Raw genomic sequence first — 25,892 nt, 5'->3', positions numbered from 1 at the left:
GATTATAACTCAGCGTGTTTCTCGTTACAACAGCGTCAGCCGGCCTGCAGCAGCCGATCCATCAGTCGGTCCGCCGCTTCCGGGATGACCGTGCCAGGCGGGAAGATTTCAGTGGCGCCTGCCTGCCGGACGGCGTCGTAATCCTGCGGCGGGATGACGCCGCCGGCGACGATCAGCATGTCGTCGCGGCCGAGCTTCTTCAGCGCATGCTTGAGTTCGGGAATAAGCGTCAAATGGCCCGCAGCCAGCGACGAGGCGCCGACGATGTGCACGTCATGCTCGACGGCCAGCCTGGCGATCTCGTCCGGCGTCTGGAACATCGGCCCGACGGTGACGTCGAAGCCTAGGTCGGCAAAGGCGGTGGCGATCACTTTCTGGCCGCGATCATGGCCGTCTTGGCCCATCTTGGCGACCAGAATGCGCGGCTTGCCGCCGGACTTTTCCTCGAACGCGACGATCTTGTCCTGCAGCCGGTCGACCACTGGATTGTCGCCGAGCGCGTTGCGATAGACGCCGGAGATCGTCTGCACCGAGGCGACATGGCGGCCGAAAACCTTTTCCAGCGCCAGCGAAATCTCGCCGACCGTGGCGTTGGCGCGTGCGGCCCGGATGGCGAATTCCAGCAGGTTTGCGTTACTCCCGGCAGCACGGGTCAGCGCATCGAGCGCGCTCTCGACGGCGGCGACGTCACGCGTGCCTTTCAGCCGCTGCAGCTTCGACAATTGCCGCGCCCTGACTTCGGCATTGTCGATCTTCAGCACGTCGACTTCGATGTCCGTGCCGGGACGGTGAGCATTGACACCGACCACGATCTGTTTGCCGGAATCGATGCACGCCTGGGTGCGCGCGGCAGCCTCTTCGATGCGCAGCTTCGGTAGGCCCTTTTCGATCGCCGCGGCCATGCCGCCGAGGCTCTCGACCTCCTCGATATGCGCAAGCGCACGCGCCGCCAGATCATGTGTCAGCCGTTCGACATAGGCGGAGCCGCCCCACGGGTCGATGATGCGCGTCGTGCCGGATTCCTTCTGCAGGATGAGCTGTGTGTTGCGGGCGATGCGGGCCGAATGGTCGGTCGGCAGCGCCATTGCCTCGTCGAAGGAATTGGTGTGCAGCGACTGCGTATGGCCTTGAGTGGCGGCCATCGCCTCGATCATGGTGCGGATGATGTTGTTGTAGGGGTCCTGCGCCGTCAGCGACCAGCCCGAAGTCTGGCAATGGGTGCGCAGCGACAGCGAGCGCTCGTCTTTCGGCGAAAAGTTCTTCAGCATCAGGCTGGCCCACAAAAGGCGCGCTGCTCTCAGCTTCGCGACTTCCATGAAGAAATTCATACCGATCGCCCAGAAGAAGGAAAGGCGCGGCGCGAAACGGTCGATGTCGAGGCCGGCCGCGACGCCGGCGCGGGCATATTCGATACCGTCGGCAATCGTGTAGGCGAGCTCGAGGTCCGCCGTCGCTCCCGCCTCCTGCATGTGGTAGCCGGAGATCGAGATCGAATTGAACTTCGGCATGTGCTTCGACGTGTAGGAAAAAATGTCCGACACGATCCGCATCGAAGGTTTTGGCGGATAGATGTAGGTGTTGCGCACCATGAACTCTTTCAGGATGTCGTTCTGAATGGTCCCAGTGAGATCCTTCTGCGCGACGCCCTGTTCCTCCGCTGCGACGATATAGAGCGCCATGATCGGCAGCACCGCGCCGTTCATCGTCATCGATACCGTCATCTCGTTAAGCGGGATGCCGTCGAACAGCTGGCGCATGTCGAGAATGGAATCGATGGCGACGCCGGCCATGCCGACATCGCCGGCGACGCGCGGATGGTCGCTGTCGTAGCCGCGGTGCGTGGCGAGATCGAAGGCGACCGACAGGCCCTTCTGGCCGGCGGCAAGGTTGCGACGGTAGAAGGCGTTGGACTCTTCGGCAGTCGAGAAGCCGGCATATTGCCGGATCGTCCAGGGTTGCTGGACATACATCGTCGGATAGGGGCCGCGCACGAAAGGCGGCAGGCCTGGATAGGTATCGAGGTGCGGCAAGCCCTTGAGATCGCCCTGGTTGTAGAGATGCTTGACGGCGATGCCTTCCGGCGTCATCCGCTGGCCTTTGATCTCGACCGGCGCCCGCCGTGGCGGCGACCAGGCGATCTGGCTGAAATCCGGGATCATGGCGCGGCTCCGATCGACTGATCGATGCGGATCGGAAATAGCGGCTCGCACACCGCAACGCCTTCGGTGAAGGCAGGCCGCCGCTCCGCCGCCAGCGTCTCGACCGGACGCTCGGTCTTCGACGGGTGCAGCGTCGTGCCGACGATCGCCCGTTCGCCCGCCTGGTAGGCTGCGTTGCGGCGGGCGGAAGCTGTCTGGACGCGCCTCTGGATGTGGCCTTGCTCAAGGCTGGTCAGCACGCCGCCTTCCGCCTCGATCTGCTGGAACTCCTGCCAGGCCGCCGCGCAGAGCTCCGCAGTCAGCGCTTCGACGGCGCCCGAACCGCAAACCGGATCGGCGACGTGGTCGACGTGGCTTTCGCTGGCCATGATCAGTTGCGCGTTGCGGGCAACGCGGCGGGCAAAGCCCGCGGGTAGGCCGTGCGCGATCGTGTGCGGCAGGATGGCGATCGAATCCGCGCCGCCGGCGGCAGCCGCGAAAGCGGCGATGGTGGTGCGCAGGATGTTGGTTTCCGGGTCGGCCGTCGTCATCATCCGGAAGGAGGTTTCGGCATGGATGCTGGCGGTGGAGGGCGGTATCGAGCAGGCCTCCTGGACACGCGCCCACAGCCTGCGCAACGCCCTGACCTTGGCCGTCGACACGAACTGGTCCTGGTCGACGCTCAGCGCAAAACCGATATGCGGCGCCGCGTAGACGAGCGGCTGGCGCGCCTTCTCGAACAGCCTCAAATAGGAGACGGCCGAGGCGAGCATGGTGCCAAGCTCCTGCGCCTCGGTGGCGCCGGCATTGTGGAACACCCGCCCGTCGGCTTCCAGCAGCACGCCGGGCACACCCATCGAAAAGAAATGCGCCAGCGATTGCGGCATCGAAGCCTGTAAAGCCTCGATCGACATGCGCAGCCTGCCGGTCCCGGCAAATATCGCCGCCGGATCGATGCCGAAGGAGAGGTTGAGCTTTGCCGGGTCGGAGCGGCGCTTGGTCAAAAACGCCACCAGCCAGTCGGCCACGGCACGGCTCCAGGGATGGGCGTCGATGCGGATCTGGATGCGGTTGAGCGGCACGCCGTCGAGCACGCCCTCCAGCGCCTCCGCCGTCCTCGGCAAGCCATAGCCGAAGGCGTTCGGCGCACCCTCGAAGACAAGCGACAGTCCGGTGGCACCCTGCGCGACGTCTTCCAGCGCCTGCGCACTGGCCCGGCCTATGTCCGGATCGTCGATGCGCTGGCTGACGATCCACGGTGATCCCGGGTTGGCGCGCACGACAGGCTCGGCGGTTACCGAACGCTCGTAGAGCGGCTCGATGCGGATGGCGTCGTCCGTATGCGAGACGAGCTTTTCCTCGAAGGACCCGCCGGCCAGCGCCTTCTCCGCCAGCGCCAGCCATCGTTGCCGGTCGACGTTCGGAAGTTCGGCATCCTGGGTCAAGGCACCGGCGCCCATCGGTTCTCCTCGTTCTAGCGGCCGCAGCGGCCGACTATGTCAGTCTACGGTCCCCGGCCCGATATCACAATGCAGCACACGCCCGTGCAACGCGCCTTCCGTGATTGTGACCGTCAACCGATTGCCAAACATGGGCAGGTTCCGCAAGCTCCAAAAGCCATTTTCGACAACGCCCATTGTCGCTGCGCAATGGCCTCACTATACCTGCGGCGGGGCTCCCTTTTCTTCAAGGGATCAGGGCATTCAACCCTATAGGTTTGCGGAGACCGGACACATGGCCGACGATACCAGTATCTTCATAGGGGCCAGCCGCAAGCCGGACGACAGCTATCAGCGGCCCGAACAGCTTTTGCTGCAATATGGCAATCGTCACGGCCTGGTCACCGGCGCGACCGGCACCGGCAAGACGGTGACCCTGCAGATATTGGCCGAGGGTTTCTCCAATGCCGGCGTGCCGGTATTCTGCGCCGACATCAAGGGCGACCTGTCGGGTATCGCCATGATGGGCACAGCGCAGGATTTCCTGGTCAAGCGGGCCGAGCAGGTCAAGCTCGATCCGTATGAATTCCAGGAATTCCCGGTCATCTTCTGGGATCTGTTCGGCGAGCAGGGCCACCCGATCCGCGCAACCATCTCGGAGATGGGCCCACTGCTTCTGTCGCGCTTGATGAACCTCTCCGAGGCGCAGGAAGGCATCATGAACATCGCCTTCCGCATCGCCGACGAGGAAGGCCTTCTGCTGCTCGATTTGAAGGACCTGCAGTCACTGCTTGCCAATATCGCCGACCGCGCCGAAGAGATCGGCGCCCGCTACGGCAATGTGACGAAACCTTCGGTCGGCGCGATCCAGCGCACGCTGCTGGTTCTGGAGCAGCAGGGCGCCGCCAATTTCTTCGGCGAGCCGGCATTGCGGATCGCCGACATCATGCGCACCACGCGCGATGGACGCGGCGCCATCAGCGTGCTCGCCGCCGACAAGCTGATGATGAATCCGCGACTCTATGCGACGTTCCTTCTATGGCTGATGTCGGAGCTGTTCGAGGAACTGCCCGAGGTCGGCGACCCGGACAAGCCGAAGCTGGTCTTCTTCTTCGACGAGGCGCACCTTCTGTTCGACGACGCCCCGAAGGTGCTGATCGACCGCGTCGAACAGGTGGTCCGGCTGATCCGTTCGAAGGGCGTCGGCGTTTATTTCGTCACGCAAAATCCGCTGGATATCCCTGAAACGGTGCTGGCCCAGCTCGGCAACCGCGTGCAGCACGCACTTCGTGCCTACACGCCGCGCGAACAGAAGGCCGTCAAGACGGCGGCCGAGACGTTCAGGCCCAATCCCGATTTCGACTGCGCAACCGTGATCACGCAGCTCGGCACCGGCGAGGCGCTTGTCTCGACGCTGGAAGCCAAGGGCGTGCCCTCCATGGTGCAGCGAACGCTGATCCGCCCGCCGTCCTCGCGGCTTGGCCCGATCACGCCCGACGAGCGCCGCAAGCTGATCACCGAGAGCCCGGTTGCCGGACAGTACGATCAGACCATCGACCGCGAATCGGCCTTCGAGATGCTGCAGAAGAAGGCCAAGGACGCCCAGGAGGCACAGGCGCAGCAACAGGACGCAGGCCGTTCGCGCTGGACCATTCCCGGCTTCGGCAATGACGATCCTCAGCCGACCGGCGGCCGCCGCGCGCCGCGCCCCTCCAACCGTCAGACCGTGGCGGAGGCGGCGATCAAATCCATCGTGCGCTCGGTCGGTTCGTCGGTCGGACGGGCGATCGTCCGCGGGATACTGGGCAGTCTGTCCAGAGGGCGGTGAGGGGCATCGGACCGAAGGGCGGGCATCGGTGTTGGCAATTCTGTCTTGGCATCAAGCGCCAGTAGCCAGATCTGGAGGACAGCGGACGGCGGCTATGCGGAAAGAGCGGCCGCTTGGCGGCGATGCGCCGAACGTCTGATCTGGGCCGCAAGCGGAAAGGCAGCTTCCGGGAATACCGGGCTAGAAAACTGAACTTTGGCCCGCGGGCTTGCTCGAGGCGCGGATCTGAGTTCTCAGTGATCGATGTGCCGCGTTATCAACTCGGCTTGCGCTGGGCCTTTCGATCAAGGATGTGATTTCGGAAGCAGTTCTGCATTTCTTTAAAAGACCTGAAGCCAAGGCGCGGAGCGAGGCGAGATAAGGTTGTCGTTGACACGTTGCACCGGCGAGCGATCGAGGCGGAATTTTCGAAGGCAACGCAGTCTGGCTCTGCAAACATCACGCGAGCGAGAGTTTCCAACTTCGCCGGAAGGATCAGCTCCCTCTTGGCAATCAGCATTTTGAGTTCAGCAAGCGTTGGCGCCTTCGTGTTGCGGACTTCGACTTGACTAACACCCGCTCCTGAGGAATCGGATAGCCCCGCACGCATGGTTGTCACCCTTTGGCTGCTCGCATGAAGCTGTCGAAGTCAGCGCCCCCAATCGGAACTGTGTGCTCGTAACCGGGGTATCGCCCGGAATCGACGTCGGCTTTGTATTCCCTGAACGCCGCCACGCGCTCGTCCTGGATCTTCTGCAGCTCAGGGCCGAGGTTGCGGTAAATCTTTCCGTGCCGCGGCTTATGATTCTTGCCATAGCCGCAGACATCCTCTGTGAAGAGGTATTGCGCATCTGCATGCTTGCCGGCGCCCATGCCAAGCATGACCAGCGACGAGTTTTCGGTCAGGAATTTCGCCACCCGGTCGGGGACGACTTCCAGTTCCGCCCCGAAGACACCAATCTCCTCGAGTTTCTGGGTGTGCCGCCAGAGGCGTATCGCTTCTTCCGCGCTCTTTCCGACTGCGCGCCAACCGGTCCAGGTGATGTACGAAGGGATCAGGCCGATATGCCCGACGACAGGGAGGTGGTTGTCGCAGAGCGCCTTCTGGATGTCGTAGGACGCGGAGCAGTAGAAGGCGTCGCCACCAATGCCGGCAAAGTGGAAAGCCGCACGCAGATAGTCTTCTGCCGTAGCCAGCGGACGGCCAGCAAAGCTGCCCCAGCCGCCGTAAGGCAGACCGACTTGAACGAAACAGTCGCCGGCTGCCTGTCGCATTTCCTGGTCAAAGTATCGGCCCTCGATGGAAAGCATGTGAATGCCTGCCGCGGCAGCGGCGGCTGCCTCGTCGGGCGTGCTGACGAAGAGCATGGATATCTTCTGTCCATTCCTCTTCATCTTTCGGATATCCTCGACATGAGGACGGTTGTGATACATGGCCATAATCAGCCTCCACTGCAGGTCAGGTGGACTTGAAAGGAATCTGCGAGCAGCGCTCGATCGGAAAGCATGGTCGGACAGGGCCGCCCTTGATCATGACGCCCGCCCCGCATCGCGCCGATGAGCATCCCCGCATGGCTCACACCGTAAAAGCCCGCCGGAAAGCGACCAGCGCTGCCTCCGGATCGTTTTGGGCAAAGGCTTCCAGACCCACCGGCCCGCGATACCCCATGTCGAACAGAGCTCTCGCGATGTTGGGCCAGTTCATCTCGCCTGTTCCCGGCTCGCAACGACCCGGATTATCGGCCACCTGCACCTCGCCGATGAAGGGCAGGCATTTCTGACACCAGCGCACGATATCGCCCTCGCCGATCTGAGTGTGATAGAGGTCGAGATTGATCCGCAGTTGGGGTCTATTGATCGATGACACCAATGCCAGCACCGCTGCCGTCGAGCCGAAGGGGCAGCCCGGGTGGTCAAGCAGGTTCAGGTTTTCAAGCGTGAAGACGACATGTTCGGCCTCGGCCATGTCGCAGATACAGTTCAAGGTGTCCCGCGCCTTCAGCCACATGAGGCCGGTCTCGAGTTCGGACTTCACAATAGGAATACCGCCTTCGCCGAGACCGGTGCCGTGCAGGTTGAGCCTGGCAATGCCGAGGCGCTTTCCGACTCTTGCGGTCTCCAGGGCGGACTTCAAGAGCATGTCGGCGCCCTCGTCGTCGGCGAGCCTTCCTTCGAGGTAGCCGTTCATGATCGTGAAGGTCGCCCCCGACTTCTCGAGCGCTGCGAGGTCATGGTCCGGCCAATTCCACAATCCGACGCCGAAACCCATCTCATGCAGACGTGCGACGCGCCAAGCCATCGGACGATCAAGCCAAAGCATCTCGGCGCAGGCGGCCAACTGGAAGGGTTGGCTCATGATGGCTCAAACCTCGACCATGACGCGGCCGTTCTCGACCTTCGTCTTGTAAGTTTTGAGGTTCTCGCAGGCCGGGGGCGTCTCTACTTCGCCAGTCGTGAAGTCGAAAACGGAAGCATGCTTGGGGCACTCAACCGTATTACCCATGACAAGACCGTCGGCGAGGTGGATCTTCTCATGCGTGCAAAGCCCGTCTGTACAATAGTATTCATCCGCGTCGTTGCGGAAGATCGCGAAGGTACGGCCGCCATTCTCGAAGCGCTTGGCTTCCTCGGCTTCGATTTCGTCAGCGGCACAAGCGTCAACCCAGGGCATTGAATCCCTCCTCAGATATCTTGCGGTTTGAAGTCTGCGGGAGCTGACGGCATCACGCTCTGGAGGAGCGCGACGGATTTTTCGAGCCCCTCCAGCGAGTTCAGAAATACGTCCTCGTGCTCGATGGAAAGCCAGCCGTCGTAGCCAGCCATCTTGAGCCGATAACAGAATTGCCGCCACCACTCCTCACCATGGCCGAACCCGAGCGTGATGTAGCTCCACGAGCGGGCCGGAATGTCCATCAGGTTGCCATTCTCAAGCAGCGAGGTCGTTGCCTGGACTGGCCGGTTCAGCATCGTGTCCTTGGCATGGACATGATAAACGGCCGCGCCCAGCGCTTCGGCAGCAGCGAGGGGATCAGCACCCATCCAGAACAGGTGCGACGGGTCCAGATTGGCGCCCACGACAGGTCCTACCGCTGCTCGAAGCTTCAGGAGCGAGGGCACGTTGTACACGCACTGATTGCCATGCAGCTCGAGCGCAATGCGCTCGACGCGGTTTTCTTTCGCCAGCGCCACGATCCCGGTCCAGAACGGGATCAGCTTCTCTTCCCACTGATATTTCAGGACGGTCTGCGTTTCCGGCGGCCAGGACGAGACGACCCAGTTCGGCATGCTGTCGCTAGCGCTGCCGGCCGGCAGACCGCTCATGGTGCAGACGGTGCGAATGCCCATCTCGCCGGCCACGCGGATCGTGTCTTTCAACCCTTGGCCCTGGGCCGGATCAGTTGGGTGCAGCGGATTGCCGTTGGCGTTGAGGCTTATGATCTCCAGGCCGCGTTCCTCGAAGGCTGCAGCAATCCGCTTCTGCGCTTCCCTGTTACCCAGCATGGACGAAAGCCGGAAATGCGGGGCGGTCGACCAGCCGCAAGTGTTCACCTCGATGCCGGATACCCCCATGCGCTGCGCATGATCAAGCACCGCGTCGAACGGCAGATTGCCGAGACTGTCTGAAACGAAACCCAGCTTCACGCGTAGAACTCCGGCTTTGCAATCATCTGGACAGGCGTACGACGGGCTTCCTTCAGCGCTACCACGCCGGCCTCGGCAACGACGGCGGCGCAGTAGCCGTCCCAGCAGTCCGAGGCGGTCGCGGGGAACTCACCAGTCATGACGAAGCGAAGGAAGTCGCGGTTCTGGCGGCGATAGGCATCGTAATAGCGGGTGCGCCAGTCGGCGTCGTAGCTTGTGCTTTGGGTAAGCGCTGCCTCCGTGCGGGTGTAGGCAACGTTGTTGGTTGCCACGGCGCCGTTCTCGCCAATCAGCTCGGCGCGAACGTCATAGCCATAGGCGGCGTTGTTGTTGATCTCAATGTTGACGAGCTGCCCATCCACCGTTTCCAGCACCATGACGACAGGTGCCACACGCGCGTCCGAGCGGCTTGGCTGGAATGCAGAGATGGCAGCATATTCGGTGCCGAGCACGTAACGCACGACGTCGAATTCGTGCGGGGCCGAATTGGTGATAGCCATCGCGCCGGTGAAGTCGGCCGCAGGCGTTTCAACATTGCGGTGAAAATTGTGCATCATCAGCGCCCGACCGAGATGACCATTATCGAGCGCCTGCTTCATTTCCTGATAGGAGCGGTCGTAACGCCGCATGAAGCCGAGCTGGACGAATTTCGCCCCCGCTTTCTGTTCGGCTTCCATCACCGCGATGCAGTCAGCCGATGCTTGTGACAGCGGTTTTTCGCATAGGACGCGCTTGCCGGCGGCTATGCAGGCCATCGAAAGCGGCGCATGCGTGAAATCGGGACTCGCAATGATCACGGCGTCCACGTCTTGCCGCGTGATGGCGCACTGGGGGTCAGTGGCAATGTCGATAGCGCCATACGCGCCGGCAACAGAACGAGCGCGCTGCTCATCCATGTCGCAGACCAATTGCAGGGTTGCGCCGGGCAGTTCCTCGGCAACTATCTTGGCATGATCCGCGCCCATCAAACCGGCGCCGATCACTGCAATGCGGATTGTCATTTGTGTCCTGCTTTTGCTCTTCGGATTAGGGCAACGGCCAACTCAGCGGCATGGAGCCACGCCTGGTTGGCGCCTTTTAAGAAATCTACTGAGCGGCTGGGCCTCCCAACACCTGGAGGGACGGCGGATGGCCTTCATGCTCGGCCATGTAACCCTCGACCTGGGCTTCGAGGTCGGCCATGGTCTCGCCGCCTGCCATCAGATCTGTGATCTCCTCGCGGGACCGTTGGCCTTTGCGGAAATCGGCGGCGATGGCGCCGCGGATCAGCACCGCGAAATGATCGCCGACGGCCATGGCGTGCATGACCTGGTGGGTGATGAAGACCACGGCCAGGCCGCGCCTCTTCGCCTCGTTGACGATACGCAGCACGTGCGAGGCCTGCTTGACGCCGAGCGCTGCGGTCGGTTCGTCCAGGATCAGTAAGCGCGCTCCAAAATACACAGCACGGGCAATGGCGAGCGACTGGCGCTCGCCGCCGGACAGTCCCCCAACCAGGCGGTCACCGTCATCGATGCGGGTGATTCCGAAATCGCGTACCGCTTTCACTGCGATTTCGTTGGCGCGCTTGCGGTCGTAGATCTTGAACGGTCCCCAGCCTTTGGTCGGCTCTACGCCGACGAAGAAGGACCGCCCGATGCTCATCAGCGGGAAGGTGCCGCCGAACTGGTGCACTGTGGCGATTCCTTGTGCCTGGGCCTCCCGAGGTCCAGAGAAGGTAACCGGCTGACCGTCCATCAGTATCTGGCCGCTGGTGGGTTTGTGGACACCGGCGAGCGTTTTGATGAGAGTTGATTTGCCGGCGCCGTTGTCACCGAGCAGACAAAGCACTTCGCCGGCGCGTACCCTCAGCGAAATATCGTGCAGGACGTCGATTGGTCCGAAGGACTTGTTGACGTTCCTCAGTTCTAGAATGGCAGGTTTGTCGTTCATGGCGGGCACATCTCCCATCTGCGATCCGGCTGGCCTGACACTGTTGATCGGCGAGGAAATTGAAGGTCGATGCTCGTTAATCGATGCGAGCCCATTGCTTAGCTGCTGTAGCAGATCATTTTTCATGGGTTTGCTGGCTCCCGCGGCACGCTTCGCTCGCGCCGCGGCCTGAAATACAGAGCCAGGTCGCGGAAGGACTGGTTCATCATCACCGCCACCAGAAGCATCACGCCGATGATCAGATTCGACCAGTTTCGGTCAATCTGGGTGAAATAGATGCCCTGGCTGACGATGGCGAAGGTGATGGTGCCGACGAAGATACCCACGACCGACCCGAAACCGCCGGTCAGCAGCACGCCGCCCACGACCACGGACACGATGGCGTTGAAGATAAAGCTCATGCCACCGGAGACCTGGGCGGAATTGAACAGGATCGCCTGACAGATCCCGACAAAGGTGGCGCTGACCGCGGACAACACAAACAACGCAATGGTCACGCGGTCTGTCGGAATGCCGGCGTTGCGGGCGCTGACGCGGTCGCCGCCCATTGCAAATAGCCAGTTCCCGTAACGGGTCTTGTGCAGAACGAAGCCTGTGACAACAGCGAAGGCGACCCACCAGATTATGATGACCTGGTGACTGCCGCCGATCAACTGGCCGAAGAGGAATTTGGCCCAATCCGGTGCGGTCAGGGCAACGCTGGCATTACCGGTCAGAAGCACCGAAGCACTGAGCACCACCCCCTGCATGGCGACCAGGGTGGCCAGAGTAATGATGAGCGAGGGCACGGAGGTACGGATCGTCAGCAGACCGTTGACCAGGCCTACCGCCACGCCGACTGCCAGCGCTCCAGCTATCCCTACCCCTATTGGCAGTCCGTAGTAACCGGTGAGTATGGCAGTTGTCATCGAACCAACTGGGATCAGAGCGCCGATGGAAATGTCTAGTTCACCTGAGATCATCAGCAGCCCGACGGGAATGGCGACGATGCCGAGATTGGCCGCGAAATTGACCCAACTCGCCGCGCCAACGAGCGTACCCAGGTGGGCGCCGCCGAATAGAACGAAGAACAACACCACGCCAATAAGACTGAGGATCGAGCCGGCTTCGGGACGACGCAGTACGGATTTGATCACGTCCATCATGGCTGCTTTCCTCTCTTCGAAGAATAGCTGAGTGCCAATTGCCGGAAGGTGTCGTTTGTCAGCACCGCGATCAAAAGAAGCGCGCCGATTATGATGCTTCCGATGTTGGGATCCAGGCTGGTGAAGTAGATGCCCTGGTTCACGATCGAGAAGGTAATCGTGCCAAACACGATGCCAACGATCGAGCCAAAGCCACCCGTGAGCAGAACGCCCCCGATGACCACACACATGATGGAATTGAAGATAAAGGACTGACCAGCCAGAACCTGCGCACTCTGATAGACCATCACCTCGCTGACCCCGACGAAAGCGGCATTGAAGCCGGATAGCATGAACAGGCCGATGGTCAGCCGTTTGGTCGGAATGCCAACGTTGCGCGCACTTTCCTTGTCGCCACCGAGTGCATAGATCCAGTTGCCCAGTGGGGAGATGTGCAACAGCCAGAACAGGCCAATCACGAACAGCACCCACCACAGGATCGTGACTTGGAACATGCCGCCGAGATAGTCGCCGAAGATTGCCTTGGTAAGCGGGTCTGGCACCAGTGACACGCCGGTGCTGCCGGCGATCTTGACGGTGAGACCTAGCGTCAGGCCCATCGTGAGGAACATGGTGCCGATTGTGATTATGAGTGACGGGATGGTCGTTCTCGTCACGAAGAGCCCGTTGAGGAGGCCGACAGCGAGGCCGAGGCCAAGCGCGGCCGTTATGCCAAGCCAGTCGGGCAGCCCATAGTGACCCGAGATGATGGCAGCGGTAAGCGACGCTGCGGGGATCACGGCGCCGACCGAGATGTCGAGTTCCCCGGCGATCATCAGCAACCCTATCGGCATTGCGATGATCCCAATCTCGGACGCGATGTTCAACCAGCTGGCCGTGCCGGCTGCCGATAGGAAGCCGCTTCCGCCGAACAGGCCAAAGAAAAGCAGAACCGCGACCAGGCCGAGGAATGAGCCCGACTCTGGTCGACGCGCCAGCCGGCCGAGGGCGAGTCCGGACCGCGTGGGGTCCGCCGCCGGGATCGATGTGGAAGTCACGGGATGTGCCATTGGGTAATCCGCGAGCGGGCGGCCAGCCACGATGAGGCCGCCGCAGGGAGATGGAATGGCCGCCCCCGCTCCATGCGAGGGCGGCACTGAACAAAGGGCTATCGCGTCCCGGCTTTCACACCAGCGATGGTAGCATCTACGGAAGCCTTATCGATGATGCCGGGTCCAGTCAGGATCTCACGAGTGGGCACGGTGAGGCCGTAGTTTACATTGCCGTTCAGGATCGCCACGGCGAGGTAGCCCTGCAGGTAGCCTTGCTGATCAATCGCGCAGGCCTGTTTCCCATCCTTGATGTTGTTCAGGATGGTCTCGTCGAAGTTGATGCCGCAGAGATGAACCTTATCACTTTTTCCGGCCTGGGTGAGGCCGTTCATGGCGGAGTTGGCGTCAACGTTACCGATGGTGAACACGGCGGTCACGTCCGAGTGCTGCAGCAAATAGGCCTTCACAGCCTGCGCAACAGCTGTAGCTGAACCGAACGACGTGGCGGGCAAGGGCAACACGTCGGCCTCGCCGCCGCCATTCTTCATCCCCTCTTTGAAGCCACCACAATAAGCTTCGATATTGGCGGCACCCGGGAGGGTGTTGATGCAGACGCCTTTCTTGCTGCCGGCTTTGGCCAGGTACTCGCCGCCCGCGACGCCACCCTTGTAGTCGTCAGAGCCGACGTAGTTCAGCGCGCCGAGGCGATCGGCCGCCTTCAACCCGCCAGCATTGTAGATGACCAGTGGAATGCCGGCATCCTTGACGGCCTTGAACGCAGGATCCATTGCTTCTGGCACCCAGTCCGGACCGACAATGGCATCGGCTTTCTGGTCGATGGCCTGCCGGATCAGCTCGGCAGCATCCACACCCAGATTGTCATAGTTCTGGGGACCGAGCCAAGTGACCTTACCGCCCTGGGCCTCGACCACTTTGCCGGCGTCTTCGGCGCCCCGCTTGACGATCGACCAAAACGGATCGTCCGGCTTGCCGCCGATCACGAAGATGTTGGCGGCAAGTGTCACCCCGGTGCTGAATGCAGTCAGAACCGTTGCCGATATGAGTGTCTTTAAAAGCTTCACAGTAGTCCTCCCAGGTTTCACCCGCTCTGCAGTTGTTCAAATTAAGTTCTGCTGCCCCGCGCCCTCTCCTCATAGGCGCTGATGCCTTTCGTCACTCCGCCGGCATACCCGAGCCTGCCCCAGGGGCTTGCTGCTTGGCGCGTAGCTTCTCTTTCTTTTTGAGGAAGCGCGCCTTCATCGCGTCGTCGGCCTCCTTGCTGCCGTCGTGCCAGGTACCGAACAGCCTATCGAGCGGCACGAGACCGTCTCCGCCATAGTTCACCTCGAAGTACTTGTGGTGCAGGTAATGCACATAAGAGTGGCTATCGAGATTCAACTTGTCGGTCAGTTCAAACGTTTCGAAGCCAAGATGACCGTTGACCGCGCCAAAGCCGGCGCCGTGCAGCGTGAAATAGGCGCAGACCGGGTTGGACGGGATCAGCAGGTGCAGCCACGCCTCGGCGTGATACAGGAAGCCTTCCACGGGGTGCATGGAAAGAGACGACCATGGGCTGGGGTTGATCGAATTGTGGTGAACCGAATGGACCCACTTATAGACAGGTGGCCAGTGGATCGCGCGGTGCAGCAGAAAGAAATAAACCTCGTGAACAAACGGCGCGAGCAACACCAGGAAAGACAAGTAGAGCCAATTGGTCGTCCAGGGCAGCCAGACCGCCCAGCTGTTGGCGTAGACCCACAGCATCACGATTTCGACCACCGTCCACAGCGGAATGGTGACAAAGAAGGACCGCAGGAAATTGTCTAGGTTCTGGCGCTGGAACCAGAAAACATCGGACGGCACATCAGACGGAAATTTGGCATTGTATTTGAAGCGCGTGCCCTGCCGGCGATGAACGTAGAAGCGCAGCTCGAAGAAGCCATAAAACAGGAAAATGCCGGCGGCGTTCAGACCGTAAAGCCAAAAATAGTTGAGCACCGACAAGCTTGCCAGGCTCTGCCAGTTCGGGATGAGAAAATTCACCCAGAGGAGCGATGTGGCGATGTGGAAAGCATTCCACGGCCAAAAAAAATCAGGGAGCCAGGCGATGACCTTTCTTGCATTGAACGGACGATGCCACAACGGCGCCGGTTCGGCGCGGCGGTGCGGCGCCCAATTGCCGCGCTTGTCGCGTGTCCCATACTGAAGGTCATCCATCGTAACAGCACCTCCGTGCCCGGATCAGTCTTGAGCGTGTGGGTCTAGCCGCCGGGAGCCATCATCAGATCATATCCCTAGCTGGCACATTTCATATCGGAGGGTTGATATTTGTAGTAGTCGAAAATAATATCAAAATGACATTTGTATCATTTCGGCTCAATCATCATGATACAAACGAAGGTGAGGTTCATGACTCGGCCGACAATTCGCGATCTCGCTATTGCCGCAGGCGTATCCACAGCGACCGTAAACAGAATTCTGAGTGGCTCGGTTTCCGTACGTCCGAAAACCATCCAGCGCGTTCAAAGCGCGGCTGAAGAAATAGGGTTCTACGGCATCGGCGCGATTGATAACCGAGCCCGTCAGATATCGCCGCATTATCGGTTGGGTTTCCTACTTCAGCAGTCCACTCGCGATCTCTACCAGCTGTTCGGCAAGAAAATCGTTGCCGCCTGTCGCGATCGCCGGGACGAGGTGATCGAGCCGGTTATCGACTTTGTGGATCTGCTGACACCGGAGACGATCTCGAGCCGCCTCGTCGCGCTCGGCGAGTCGTGCGACGCTGTCGCTGTGGTCGCCGCAGATCATCCGATCATTGGCCAGGCCATCCGTTCTCTGAAGGAGATCGGGAAACCCGTCGTCTCTTACATTACCGACCAATCAGCGCCGGAACGGGCGGCGTATGTAGGCACCGATAACTGGAAGCTGGGGCGCACCGCAGCCTTCCTGATCACCCAGACCACACATGGCCCTGGTCGCATTGCGGTGTTCATAGGGAACCACCGCTATCAATGCCAGGACGTCGCAGACGCCAGCTTCCGGTCCTATTTGCGCGAGCATGCTCCGCGGCTAACAGTGGAGGAAAGTCGTCCGACCCATGAGGAATCGAGTGAGGCGTACCGCATGGTGGCCGAGTTGCTGAAGGCGACTGACGACCTTGTGGGCATTCTGATCGTCGGCGGCGGAATAACCGGCGTCCTCCGTGCGCTAAGGGAGGCAACTCTCGAGAAGCGTTCGGGGATCAAGCTGGTTTGCCGTGATATTGGACCCGAAACCCGAAAGGGACTGTCTGAAGGGTTGATCACTGCAGCTCTCTGTCATCCGCTCGACGCAACCTCGGCCTTTCTTGTCCAAACCATGATTGATGTCATTGGACCACAAGCACCGTTCGCCACCCTTCAGCGGTCAATTCCTTTCGAAATAGTCACGCCGGAAAATATCTGAGGCAAATGTCAGCTAGGGGTCGCCCTTCGGGCGTTCTTCGACCCCATCAGAATGTCCGCTTTCAGCTCACGCACAAGCCAACCTCAACGTCCGACATCGGGCGCAAAGCGGTCATCCGACCGCTTGGCCTTCGGAAGACGGATTTGGGTCATGATCTGTCCACCGGCGGCGTCTGCACAGAGCGCGGCAAAATCCGCTGCTTGGCTTAAACACCGCACCTGAAGGCGGGCACCGGAACGGGCAAGCCGACGCTCGGCAAAACCAGCAGGAGCCGTGAGCAATTCCGCCCCCGCGCTTTTCGCCCAGCTCAGAAGATCGAGTTGGTCACCGATTTTATCGGGCCGAGCAGGATCGATCCTTCCGGCACGCCGGCGTCGATCGGGATGGCTTTGCGGTTTGCTGTCGCCACCATCGGCTGGCCGATGTCGGCCGTCACCACGACCGGGGTCTTGTTCGGCACTCGGTCGTAGAGATCGATAATGTCCTGGTTCATCAGGCGAACACAGCCCGACGACACCGATTTGCCGATCGACCGCCATTCCGGCGAACCGTGCAAGCGGTAGAGCGTGTCCTGGTTGCCCTGGAAGAGATAAAGCGCCCGTGCGCCAAGCGGGTTCTTGAGCCCACCGGGCATGCCGCCATTGTCGGCGCTGTACGGCTTCAACTCCGGCTGCCGGGCGATCATGTCGTCCGGCGGCGTCCATTTCGGCCATTTCTGCTTCCATTGGACCACCGCATCGCCCGACCATTCGAAGCCGGCGCGGCCGAGGCCGACGCCATAGCGGATCGCCTGGCCGCCCGGGCGCACCAGATAGAGGAAGTGATTGGTGGTGTCGACGACGATGGTACCCGGCTGCTGCCCGGTCGGATCGTCCACGATCTGGCGCAGGAACTGCGGGTCGATCTTGTCGACCGGTATGGCCGGCAGCTCGAAGCCGCCATCCGACATCGGCCCATACATCGTCACATAGTCGCCGAGCGCCGGCTCGACATAGGTCGGCGGCGGCGGCTCGACCGGTTGTTGCGACAGCGTGGTGCAACTGGAGACCGCGACCGAGGCGGCGCCAAGGGCTGCTGCGTTGAGAAAACCGCGACGGCTCAGGCGAAAAGAGGACGATGGGGGTGTGAACATGATTGCCTTTTTTAAGTCTCAAATCGCAACAAAGCATAAATGCGTCCGGTTGCGCGCGGTTGCCCGAGCAATGCTCGGCGCGATAGGCGGTTCCAATTCTGGCCGCAGGGTGGACAAACAAAGGCAAAGCTGTGACTGGATCGTCACTGTTGCGCCGACGCAACATTTCCGGTGTCACCCCCCGGCGACCAGACCTTCAAGGGACGGCAGGATCAGGGCCGGTGGAAAATCCCGGTATTCCTCTGGCTGATTGGCGCGGTTGATCCACACCGTCCTGAAGCCGAATTTGGTGGCGCCGGCGACGTCCCAGCGGTTGGATGACTGGAAAGAGACAGCGCCCGGATAGAGGCGCCATCCCGTGGTGACCATGTCGTAGACCGACGGATCGGTCTTGAAGCGCCTGACGCTGTCGACGGAAAAGACGTCGTCCAGGACCTGGTCGAGCGCGGCGGATTTGACGGCCGCTTGCAGCATCTCAGGCGAACCGTTGGACAGGATCGCCAGCCTTGCCCCCGATGCCTTGAGCGCCTTGAGCACGGCCGGCACCTCCGGATAGCAGTCCAGCCGCCAATAGGCCTCGAGCAGCTTCGCCCTCAGCCCGGCATCCGCGGATGGAACCTTGCGCAGGGCGAAGTCGAGGGCCTGCTCGGTGAGCTGCCAGAAATCGGCATAGGCCCCCATCAGCGTCCTGACCCAGGAATATTCCAGCTGCTTGGCGCGCCAGATATCGGACAGCAACTGGCCGTCCGGCCCGATCTGGTCGGCGTGACGGCGCACGGCCGCATGCACGTCGAACAGCGTGCCATAGGCGTCGAAAACGTAAGCCGCGAACTGCATTCGACAGTTTTGAGGCCGCGTAAGGCATGGCGCAAGCGCTGATTGCAGTCCGCCAGCCCGCTGGCCTCAACAAATCTCAGCCAAGCCGGTTGACGGCGGCCGCCAAAGCATCTTCCAATGCGCCGCAACAAGCATCGAACGGAACCTGGCAATGACACTGGCGACTGCGGCGCAATCCGCGACATGGACCTTCGTCGACGGCGACTGGTACGAGGGCAACGTTGCCATTCTAGGGCCGCGCAGCCACGCCATGTGGCTCGGCACCAGCGTGTTCGACGGCGCCCGCTGGTTCGAGGGCGTCGCTCCCGATCTCGATCGCCATGCAGCGCGGGTAAATGCCTCGGCGATCGCGCTCGGCCTGAAACCGACGATGAGCACCGACAAGATCGTCGGCCTGACCTGGGACGGGCTGAAGAAGTTCGACGGCAACACGGCGGTCTATATCAGGCCGATGTATTGGGCCGAGCATGGCGGCTATATGGGCGTGCCGGCCGACCCGGCCTCGACGCGTTTCTGCCTTTGCCTCTACGAATCGCCGATGATCTCGCCGGCGGGGTTTTCGGTGACGGTTTCGCCGTTCCGGCGCCCGACCATCGAGACCATGCCGACCAACGCCAAGGCTGGCTGCCTTTATCCCAACAACGGCCGTTCCATCCTCGAAGCCAAGATGCGCGGCTTCGACAATGCGCTCGTGCTCGACATGCTGGGCAATGTCGCCGAGACCGGCACCTCGAATATTTTTCTGGTCAAGGACGGCCATGTCCTGACGCCGGCGCCGAACGGCACCTTCCTGTCCGGCATTACCCGCGCGCGCACCATGGCCCTGCTAGGCGAATACGGTTTCACGACGACGGAAAAGACGCTGTCGATCCGCGATTTCCTGGAGGCGGACGAAATCTTCTCGACCGGAAACCACTCGAAAGTCGTGCCGGTCACCCGTATCGAGGATCGCAATCTGCAGCCCGGACCGGTGGCCAAGAAGGCGCGCGAACTCTATTGGGAATGGGCGCATTCGACTTCGCCCGGCTGACCCGCTAAAAAGCGGCCGGCGCTTCGTTTCCGGAGTTGTTCCAGACCAATCCAGTCCTATGTTAGTCCGGTATCGACACCGGATTTTTCCACGAGGGAGTACGACCGATGGCTTTTGAATTGCCCGCCTTGCCCTATGATTACGAGGCCTTGCAGCCTTACATGTCCAAGGAAACGCTGGAATATCATCACGACAAGCACCACAAGGCCTATGTCGACAACGGCAACAAGCTGGCCGCCGAGGCGGGCATGGGCGATTTGTCGGTCGAAGAGGCCGTCAAACAGTCCTTCGGCAAGAATGCGGGCCTCTTCAACAATGCCGCCCAGCACTACAATCACATCCATTTCTGGAAATGGATGAAGAAGGGCGGCGGTGGCAACAAGCTGCCGGGCGCATTGCAAAAGGCGGTCGACAGCGATCTTGGTGGCTACGACAAGTTCAAAGCCGACTTCATCGCCGCCGGCACCACCCAGTTCGGTTCGGGTTGGGCCTGGGTCTCGGTCAAGGACGGCAAGCTGGCGATCTCGAAGACGCCGAACGGCGAGAACCCGCTCGTCCATGGCGCGACCCCGATCCTCGGCGTCGATGTCTGGGAACATTCCTACTACATCGATTACCGCAACGCCCGGCCGAAATACCTCGAAGCCTTCGTCGACAGTCTCATCAACTGGGACTATGTGCTCGAGCTCTACGAAAAGGCCTGATCCGTTCCAGAAAGCCCCGGCAGAACCGGGGCTTTTCTTTTTCAGCATCAGAACGACAGCTGCAAAAATTTCACGCAAGCGTGAGGCGAAGCGTCGGAATTTTTAAGCCATCCTTGCCGTTTGTCATCGGAGTGGGGCCGCATCCTGAATTGCCTTCAACATGGAGCCAAGTGAATGAGAAAGCTTATCCTCGCCATCTCGATGCTCGCCTTCGCCGGCTCGGCGGCATTTGCCGACCCGGTAGCCGACCGGCAGGCCCTGATGAAGGAACGTGGCAAGATCGCCGCCGGCTTGTCGAAAGTGGTCAAGGGCGAGACGCCCTACGACGCAGCTTCGGTGCTGACGGCGTTGCAGGCACTGCAGGTCAATGCCGAGAAATTCCATGCCGGCGTCGACACGCTTTTCCCGGCGGGCAGCGACACCGGCGACACCACGGCGTCCCCAAAAATCTGGCAGGACATGGCCGGCTTCAAGACGGCTGAAGGCAAGTACCTCGCCGACGTCAAGGCGGCGGTCGCCGCAGCACCTGCGGATGCCGACGCGTTGAAGGCGCAGTTCAACACCATCGGCGGCGGCTGCGGCAACTGTCATCAAAACTACAGGGTGAAAAAAGGCTGATAGCGGGCAATGCGCTTGCTGAAGAAACTTGTCGGCGGCGCCCTCGTTCTGGGCGGGGCGGCCGCGATTGCCGGCTGGTTCCTGTCGGCTCCGGTCAGGCTCGATGCCGCAACGCTGGCTGAGCTTGGTCCCGGCGACGCCGCCAGGGGCAAGCGCATCTTCTACGCCGGCGGCTGCACATCCTGTCATGCCAAGCCTGGCTCGCAAGGCGACGCCCGCCTTCAGCTGGCGGGCGGCCTTGAACTCAAGACGCCATTCGGCACCTTTGTGCCGCCGAACATATCGCAGGATACCAGGGACGGCATCGGCGCCTGGTCGGTCGAGGATCTTGCCAACGCCATGCTGAAGGGCGTGTCACCGTCGGGCGAGCATCTCTATCCGGCATTTCCCTATACTTCCTACGCGCGCATGAAGCCGGCCGACATTGCCGATCTCTATGCATTCCTGAAGACGTTACCCGCGGTCGCCGGCAAGGCGCCCGCCAATTCGCTGGGGTTTCCCTTCAACGTCCGACGCGGTCTTGGCTTGTGGAAGCTGCTCTATTTGAGTGACCAGCCGGTCGTTTCCTTTCCCGACGGCACACCGGATCCGGTGGTGACAGGCCGCTATCTGGTCGAAGGCCCCGGCCATTGCGGCGAATGCCACACGCCGCGGGATCTTGCCGGCGGCACCAGGAAGCGCCAATGGCTGGCAGGGGCGGCCGCCGCCGAAGGCAGCGGCATCGTGCCGAACATCACGTCGGGCGAGGGCGGCATCGCGAACTGGTCCGAGGCCGACATCGCCAACTATCTCGAAACCGGCTTCACGCCGGATTTCGATACGGTCGGCGGCGCAATGGTCGACGTGCAGCGGAACATGGCCGTGCTGACCCCGGAGGACCGCGCAGCGATCGCCGCCTACCTGAAAGCCGTGCCGCCGCACCCCAACGGCTATCCGGCGCGCAAGAAGCCGTCGAGCTGACGGCCGTTGCGTCAGCGGTCGCCGAGAAAGTCGAAGCCGGTTTCGAAGAAGTGATTGTAGTCGCAGGTCATTTCCTCGCCGGGCGCAATGTCGCGCAAGGCATAGGTCTCCTCCGGCTGCGAGACGTCGCAATTCGGGCTGTCGGCATGGTTCATGTAACGCGCATCGTCGGCTTCGAAGACGATGTAGTTCGGGTCGCGCCGGTCCGGATAGGCGTAGCGGTCGAGATAGGTTCTGACCGGCCCGGTTTCCCGCTCGTAGGCCGCTACCTCGATGCGCCGGTCGTATTTCGGGTCGAGCTTCCAGACCAGCGTGCCGCGGGCAATGTGGTTCTTGGCAAAGACGCCGATGCCCTGGATGGGCGATTTGTCGAGATAGACATCGACGAGCAACATGGCAGATCCTTGGGTGATTGTGTGTTGGCGCGGCTGTGAAAAGGCCGCGCACTGGGTAGCGCGCGGCCTTTGCAATTGCGAGCGGAAAATCAGCTGTGCCTGCCCATTATCCGAAGCCTCGTACGGCTCGTCGCCTGTCGAGACCCTAGCGCTGTTGCAGCGCCAGCCGGATGCCTAAGGCGCAATAGATACCGCCGACAGCTTTGCCTTGCCATCTCAGCACCGTCGGGTTTCGGCGCAGGAATGCACCGAGGCCGCCCGCAGCCACGGCGAAAACCACCGTGCTGACGAGGCCCAACAGAACAAAGATGACGCCCAATATCGCCAGTTGAAGCATCACCGATCCGTTTTCAGGCCGCACGAACTGCGGAAGAAATGCGAGGAAGAAAAGCGCGGTCTTGGGATTGAGAACCTCGGTCAAAACAGCCTGCCGAAATGCTTTGGCAGCGGGGATCGCAAGTGCGCCGGCGGCCGGATAGGCCGGCGTTTTCTCGATGATCGCGCGAATGCCGAGATAAATGAGGTAGGCTGCGCCGATGTACTTCACGATGCTGAAAAGCGCCGCCGACGTGGCAATGATCGCCGAAATGCCGACGATCGCCATGAAGGTGTGAACCACGTCGCCGGCCGCGATCCCGGCGCCGGTCGCAATGCCCACCCTGGTTCCGGAACTGGTTGCCCGCGCCACCGTCAGAAGAGTGGCGGGACCCGGGATGAAGACAAAGCCAAGCACAACCGCGACATAAGCTATCAACGTGGCGAGATCGATCATTGGTGGGCTCCGCAACTCTCACCGCCAATGAAGCCACGTCGCGGAACGGAAGACAATGACCGCTCATCCGCCGATGTTCACGCCGCAAGCTCGGCCTTGCCCGTCACCTTGAGCGCGAAGGCATAGGTGAAGGCGATTTCCTCCAGTCTTGAAAACCGGCCGGAGGCGCCGGCATGGCCTGAATCCAGGTTGATCTTGAACAGCACCGGATTTTCACCCGTCTTGCGGTCGCGCAGCCGCGCCACCCATTTGGCCGGCTCCCAATAGGTGACGCGCGGGTCGGTCAGGCCGGCCAGTGCCAGGATCGGCGGATAGTCGAGTGCGGCGACATTGTCGTAGGGCGAGTAGGCGGCGATGGTCCGGTAATCCTCCGCCGACGCGATCGGATTGCCCCATTCCGGCCATTCCGGCGGCGTCAGCGGCAAGCTGGCGTCGAGCATGGTGGAGAGCACGTCGACGAAGGGAACCTCGGCGACGACGGCGCCGAAGCATTGCGGCGCCATGTTGGCGACCGTGCCCATCAGCATGCCGCCGGCCGAACCGCCCTGCGCAACGATGCGGTCATGCTGTGTATAGCGTTCGGCGACGAGGTGTTGGGCGACCGCGATGAAATCGGTGAACGTGTTCATCTTGTTCGCCCGCTTGCCGTCGTCGTACCAGCCATAGCCCTTGTCCTTGCCGCCGCGAACATGGGCTATCGCGTAGACAAAGCCGCGGTCGACCAGCGAAAACAGATTGGTGTTGAACGCGGCGGGTACGGCTATGCCGTAAGATCCGTAGCCGTAAAGCAGGCAAGGGGCGGACCCGTCGAGCGGTGTGTCGCGGTGATGGAGGAGCGAGATCGGCACCAGTTCGCCGTCGGCGGCAGGCGCCATCAGCCGGCGCGTGACGTAGTGCTCCGGGTCGTGGCCGGACGGCACTTCCTGGGTCTTGAGCAGCACCCGCTCGCGGGTGCGCATGTTGTAATCGAAGACCTGCGCGGGGGTCGTCATCGACGAATAGGAAAAGCGCATGATCTCGGTGTCGTATTCGTAGGAGCCGGACAGGCCGAGCGAGAAGGCTTCCTCGTCGAAGGAGATCAGGTGCTCCTCGCCGCTCTTGCGGTCGCGCACGACGATGCGCGGCAGGCCTTCCTTGCGCTCGAGCCGGACCATGTGGTCCTTGAAGCCGATCACCGAAAGGATCAGCCGGCCCGCTTCGTGCGGCACTAGTTCCTGCCAATTGGCGCGCACCGGATCATGGGCCGGCGCAGTCATGATCTTGAAGTCCTTGGCGCCATCGGCATTGGTGAGGATGAAGAAGATGTCGCCGCCTTCCTCGAGTTCGTACTGCAGGCCCGTCTGGCGCGCCGCAACCAGCTTCGGCTCTGCGAACGGATCGTTGGCGCTCATGATACGGTATTCCGAGGTCTCATGGTCGTTGATGCCGATCATGATCCACTCGTTGGAGCGCGTGCCGCCGACATCCATGAAAAAGCCGGGATCGGTCTCCTCGTAGATCAGCCGGTCGTTTTCAGGACCGTCGCCAAGCGCATGGAACAGCACTTTGGAAGGACGGTGGTTGGGGTCGAGGCGGGTGTAGAAAAAACCGTCATTGCCGGCATCCCACACACCGCCGCCGCCGGTGTCCGGGACCCTGTCCGCCAGATCGTTGCCGCCGGCCAGATCGCGGACGCGCAGCGTGTAGAATTCGGAACCCTTGTCGTCGAAGGCCCAGAGCAGCTTGCTGTGGTCGTCCGAATGATCGACGCCGCCCAGGCGGAAATAGGGCTTGCCCTCGGCCTCGGCATCGCCGTCGAGCAATATCTGCTTGTCGCCGCCGTCACGCGCCGTGCGGAAATAACGCGGCTGCTGGCCGCCAAGCTTGAAGGAGGAGCCGTAGGCGTAAGGTCCGTCCTTCATCGGCACGGAAGAATCGTCTTCCTTGATGCGTCCCTTCATTTCCGCGAAAAGCTGCTTCTGCAGTTGGACCGTATCGGCCATCAGCGCCGCCTGGTAAGCATTCTCGGCTTCGAGGTGGGCGCGGATTTGGCCGTCGAGCAGGGACGGATCCCTGAACATCTCTTGCCAATTGGCGGCCCTCAGCCAGCCATAATCGTCCGTCCGCGTTATGCCGTGATGCGTGTCGAAGATCGGCCGCTTCTCCGGCTGCGGCGGCGTGGCGGTCGGAAACACTGGGGTTCTGGTCATTGCGTCTCGCTGTGGAAGCTACTTGAATGGCGAATGAACACGCCGAGCAGCGCGGGTTCAAGGGCTATGATCTATTGTCGTGGTGGCTCGAGAGGACGGGCTGGAGGAGCGGATAACGAATATTTCTTCTCGGACTGCCGCGGTTCTCGCCGTCGCTGCGATGACCCTGCCAGTGCCGGTCAATCTCATGCAACTGCCTTCGCGGCTTGGCAAGTGGCCGATATGGCTGGGTCTACGGAAATACATTACCCCATTTCAATAACACAGCGCACCGCTCCGGCGACGGCTCGCGAGCAACAGTAACGCTTCGCAACCTATGATTTTACTGAATCCACCGATCATCCAGGCTGTAATGCCGCCGGCAGGGTCAAGCATCGAACTCTATTTACCTGCTGCCGTTTGTGTAATGGCTGCTTGCCGCCGCGTCAGTCGATGCTGGTCTGACCAGAAAAAACGGCAAGGTTACACTTTGCACGAAAGAGTGAAGCTGAATGAGGAATATTTGACTTGTATCGCTGAATAGACCGCAAGAAGCGAATTGACTTACTTGGCGCTCAGGCTCATTAAGATGCCGCGACGCGAATCGCGGAGGCTTTTTCCTGCACAAGTTCGCGCGATGCCCTGCCTGCCAAAAATAGGGCGTAGACAGAAACAATTCTCGTTGGGACCTGAACGCC

The 25,892-nt window shown here is 61.3% G+C and carries 23 protein-coding genes; 6 read left to right on the top strand and 17 right to left on the bottom strand.

The features are described from left to right. Positions 1–35: 35 nt before the first annotated feature. Together scpA and NKJ55_RS05975 are read right to left on the bottom strand one after the other, a co-directional pair. Positions 36–2,159: a methylmalonyl-CoA mutase gene (gene scpA, locus NKJ55_RS05980; protein ID WP_352449073.1), complete on the bottom strand. Its 2,124-nt coding sequence runs from the start codon at positions 2,157–2,159 to the stop codon at positions 36–38. Beyond that, on the bottom strand, positions 2,156–3,598 hold the full coding sequence (locus NKJ55_RS05975) for a methylmalonyl-CoA mutase subunit beta (RefSeq protein WP_352449072.1): 1,443 nt from the start codon (positions 3,596–3,598) through the stop codon (positions 2,156–2,158). Before NKJ55_RS05975 ends, scpA begins: the two co-directional genes overlap by 4 nt. Before the next feature lie 274 nt (positions 3,599–3,872). On the opposite strand from NKJ55_RS05975, the gene NKJ55_RS05970 reads away from it, so the two are divergent. Beyond that, positions 3,873–5,405: a helicase HerA-like C-terminal domain-containing protein gene (locus NKJ55_RS05970; protein WP_352449071.1), complete on the top strand. Its 1,533-nt coding sequence runs from the start codon at positions 3,873–3,875 to the stop codon at positions 5,403–5,405. A 594-nt stretch (positions 5,406–5,999) separates the two neighbouring features. On the opposite strand, the gene NKJ55_RS05965 is transcribed toward NKJ55_RS05970, so the two are convergent. From NKJ55_RS05965 to NKJ55_RS05920, 10 genes are all read right to left on the bottom strand, one after another. Continuing rightward, positions 6,000–6,824, bottom strand: a complete 825-nt coding sequence (locus tag NKJ55_RS05965) for a 3-methyl-2-oxobutanoate hydroxymethyltransferase (RefSeq protein ID WP_352449070.1) — start codon at positions 6,822–6,824, stop codon at positions 6,000–6,002. Positions 6,825–6,960: 136 nt separating this feature from the next. After that, on the bottom strand, positions 6,961–7,740 hold the full coding sequence (locus NKJ55_RS05960; RefSeq protein WP_352449069.1) for a TIM barrel protein: 780 nt from the start codon (positions 7,738–7,740) through the stop codon (positions 6,961–6,963). Between the two features lie 6 nt (positions 7,741–7,746). After that, positions 7,747–8,055, bottom strand: coding sequence for a MocE family 2Fe-2S type ferredoxin (locus tag NKJ55_RS05955; RefSeq protein ID WP_192180180.1), 309 nt, complete (start codon positions 8,053–8,055; stop codon positions 7,747–7,749). Positions 8,056–8,066: 11 nt separating this feature from the next. Beyond that, complete coding sequence (locus tag NKJ55_RS05950; protein WP_352449068.1) at positions 8,067–9,026, bottom strand: sugar phosphate isomerase/epimerase family protein; 960 nt, start codon at positions 9,024–9,026, stop codon at positions 8,067–8,069. After that, a complete protein-coding gene (locus tag NKJ55_RS05945) occupies positions 9,023–10,027 on the bottom strand; it encodes a Gfo/Idh/MocA family oxidoreductase (RefSeq protein ID WP_352449067.1) in 1,005 nt (334 codons plus the stop codon). The genes NKJ55_RS05950 and NKJ55_RS05945 overlap by 4 nt, the downstream gene beginning before the upstream one ends. Before the next feature lie 85 nt (positions 10,028–10,112). After that, the gene (locus NKJ55_RS05940; protein ID WP_352449066.1) at positions 10,113–10,958 is read right to left on the bottom strand and encodes an ATP-binding cassette domain-containing protein; all 846 of its coding nucleotides are present in this window, start codon (positions 10,956–10,958) and stop codon (positions 10,113–10,115) included. A 122-nt stretch (positions 10,959–11,080) separates the two neighbouring features. Then, positions 11,081–12,100: an ABC transporter permease gene (locus tag NKJ55_RS05935; RefSeq protein WP_352449222.1), complete on the bottom strand. Its 1,020-nt coding sequence runs from the start codon at positions 12,098–12,100 to the stop codon at positions 11,081–11,083. Beyond that, a complete protein-coding gene (locus tag NKJ55_RS05930) occupies positions 12,100–13,182 on the bottom strand; it encodes an ABC transporter permease (protein ID WP_352449065.1) in 1,083 nt (360 codons plus the stop codon). Before NKJ55_RS05930 ends, NKJ55_RS05935 begins: the two co-directional genes overlap by 1 nt. 68 nt (positions 13,183–13,250) lie before the next feature. Further along, positions 13,251–14,195, bottom strand: a complete 945-nt coding sequence (locus tag NKJ55_RS05925; RefSeq protein WP_502901421.1) for a sugar ABC transporter substrate-binding protein — start codon at positions 14,193–14,195, stop codon at positions 13,251–13,253. A 112-nt stretch (positions 14,196–14,307) separates the two neighbouring features. After that, positions 14,308–15,351 (bottom strand): sterol desaturase family protein, encoded by a 1,044-nt coding sequence (locus NKJ55_RS05920; RefSeq protein ID WP_352449063.1) that lies wholly within the window; start codon positions 15,349–15,351, stop codon positions 14,308–14,310. 192 nt (positions 15,352–15,543) lie between these two features. On the opposite strand from NKJ55_RS05920, the gene NKJ55_RS05915 reads away from it, so the two are divergent. Beyond that, positions 15,544–16,578 (top strand): LacI family DNA-binding transcriptional regulator, encoded by a 1,035-nt coding sequence (locus NKJ55_RS05915; RefSeq protein ID WP_352449062.1) that lies wholly within the window; start codon positions 15,544–15,546, stop codon positions 16,576–16,578. Positions 16,579–16,885: 307 nt separating this feature from the next. On the opposite strand, the gene NKJ55_RS05910 is transcribed toward NKJ55_RS05915, so the two are convergent. Both NKJ55_RS05910 and NKJ55_RS05905 read right to left on the bottom strand, forming a co-directional pair. Continuing rightward, positions 16,886–17,710 carry a L,D-transpeptidase gene (locus tag NKJ55_RS05910; protein WP_352449061.1) on the bottom strand — a complete coding sequence of 275 codons (825 nt, stop codon included), beginning with the start codon at positions 17,708–17,710 and terminating at the stop codon, positions 16,886–16,888. A 174-nt stretch (positions 17,711–17,884) separates the two neighbouring features. Further along, positions 17,885–18,547, bottom strand: a complete 663-nt coding sequence (locus tag NKJ55_RS05905) for a haloacid dehalogenase type II (protein ID WP_023677852.1) — start codon at positions 18,545–18,547, stop codon at positions 17,885–17,887. 151 nt (positions 18,548–18,698) lie between these two features. On the opposite strand from NKJ55_RS05905, the gene NKJ55_RS05900 reads away from it, so the two are divergent. The 4 genes from NKJ55_RS05900 (at position 18,699) to NKJ55_RS05885 (ending at position 21,859) form a co-directional block, all read left to right on the top strand. Then, positions 18,699–19,577: a branched-chain amino acid aminotransferase gene (locus NKJ55_RS05900; RefSeq protein WP_352449060.1), complete on the top strand. Its 879-nt coding sequence runs from the start codon at positions 18,699–18,701 to the stop codon at positions 19,575–19,577. 107 nt (positions 19,578–19,684) lie between these two features. Next, entirely contained in the window at positions 19,685–20,281 is a 597-nt protein-coding gene (locus NKJ55_RS05895; protein WP_023677850.1) for a superoxide dismutase, read from the top strand. Positions 20,282–20,455: 174 nt separating this feature from the next. After that, positions 20,456–20,899 carry a c-type cytochrome gene (locus NKJ55_RS05890; protein WP_352449059.1) on the top strand — a complete coding sequence of 148 codons (444 nt, stop codon included), beginning with the start codon at positions 20,456–20,458 and terminating at the stop codon, positions 20,897–20,899. A 9-nt stretch (positions 20,900–20,908) separates the two neighbouring features. Continuing rightward, positions 20,909–21,859, top strand: coding sequence for a cytochrome c (locus NKJ55_RS05885; RefSeq protein ID WP_352449058.1), 951 nt, complete (start codon positions 20,909–20,911; stop codon positions 21,857–21,859). 11 nt (positions 21,860–21,870) lie between these two features. On the opposite strand, the gene NKJ55_RS05880 is transcribed toward NKJ55_RS05885, so the two are convergent. The 3 genes from NKJ55_RS05880 to NKJ55_RS05870 all read right to left on the bottom strand — a co-directional run bounded on the left by NKJ55_RS05880 (position 21,871) and on the right by NKJ55_RS05870 (position 25,215). Beyond that, entirely contained in the window at positions 21,871–22,254 is a 384-nt protein-coding gene (locus NKJ55_RS05880; protein WP_352449057.1) for an SET domain-containing protein, read from the bottom strand. Positions 22,255–22,399: 145 nt separating this feature from the next. Continuing rightward, positions 22,400–23,026, bottom strand: a complete 627-nt coding sequence (locus NKJ55_RS05875; protein ID WP_352449056.1) for a LysE family translocator — start codon at positions 23,024–23,026, stop codon at positions 22,400–22,402. A 77-nt stretch (positions 23,027–23,103) separates the two neighbouring features. Beyond that, positions 23,104–25,215, bottom strand: coding sequence for a S9 family peptidase (locus NKJ55_RS05870; protein ID WP_352449055.1), 2,112 nt, complete (start codon positions 25,213–25,215; stop codon positions 23,104–23,106). Positions 25,216–25,892: the final 677 nt, after the last annotated feature.

Source organism: Mesorhizobium sp. M0106 (genome assembly GCF_040322715.1).
Taxonomy (GTDB): Bacteria; Pseudomonadota; Alphaproteobacteria; order Rhizobiales; family Rhizobiaceae; genus Mesorhizobium.
This window is presented reverse-complemented; position numbering and strand designations above follow the sequence as displayed.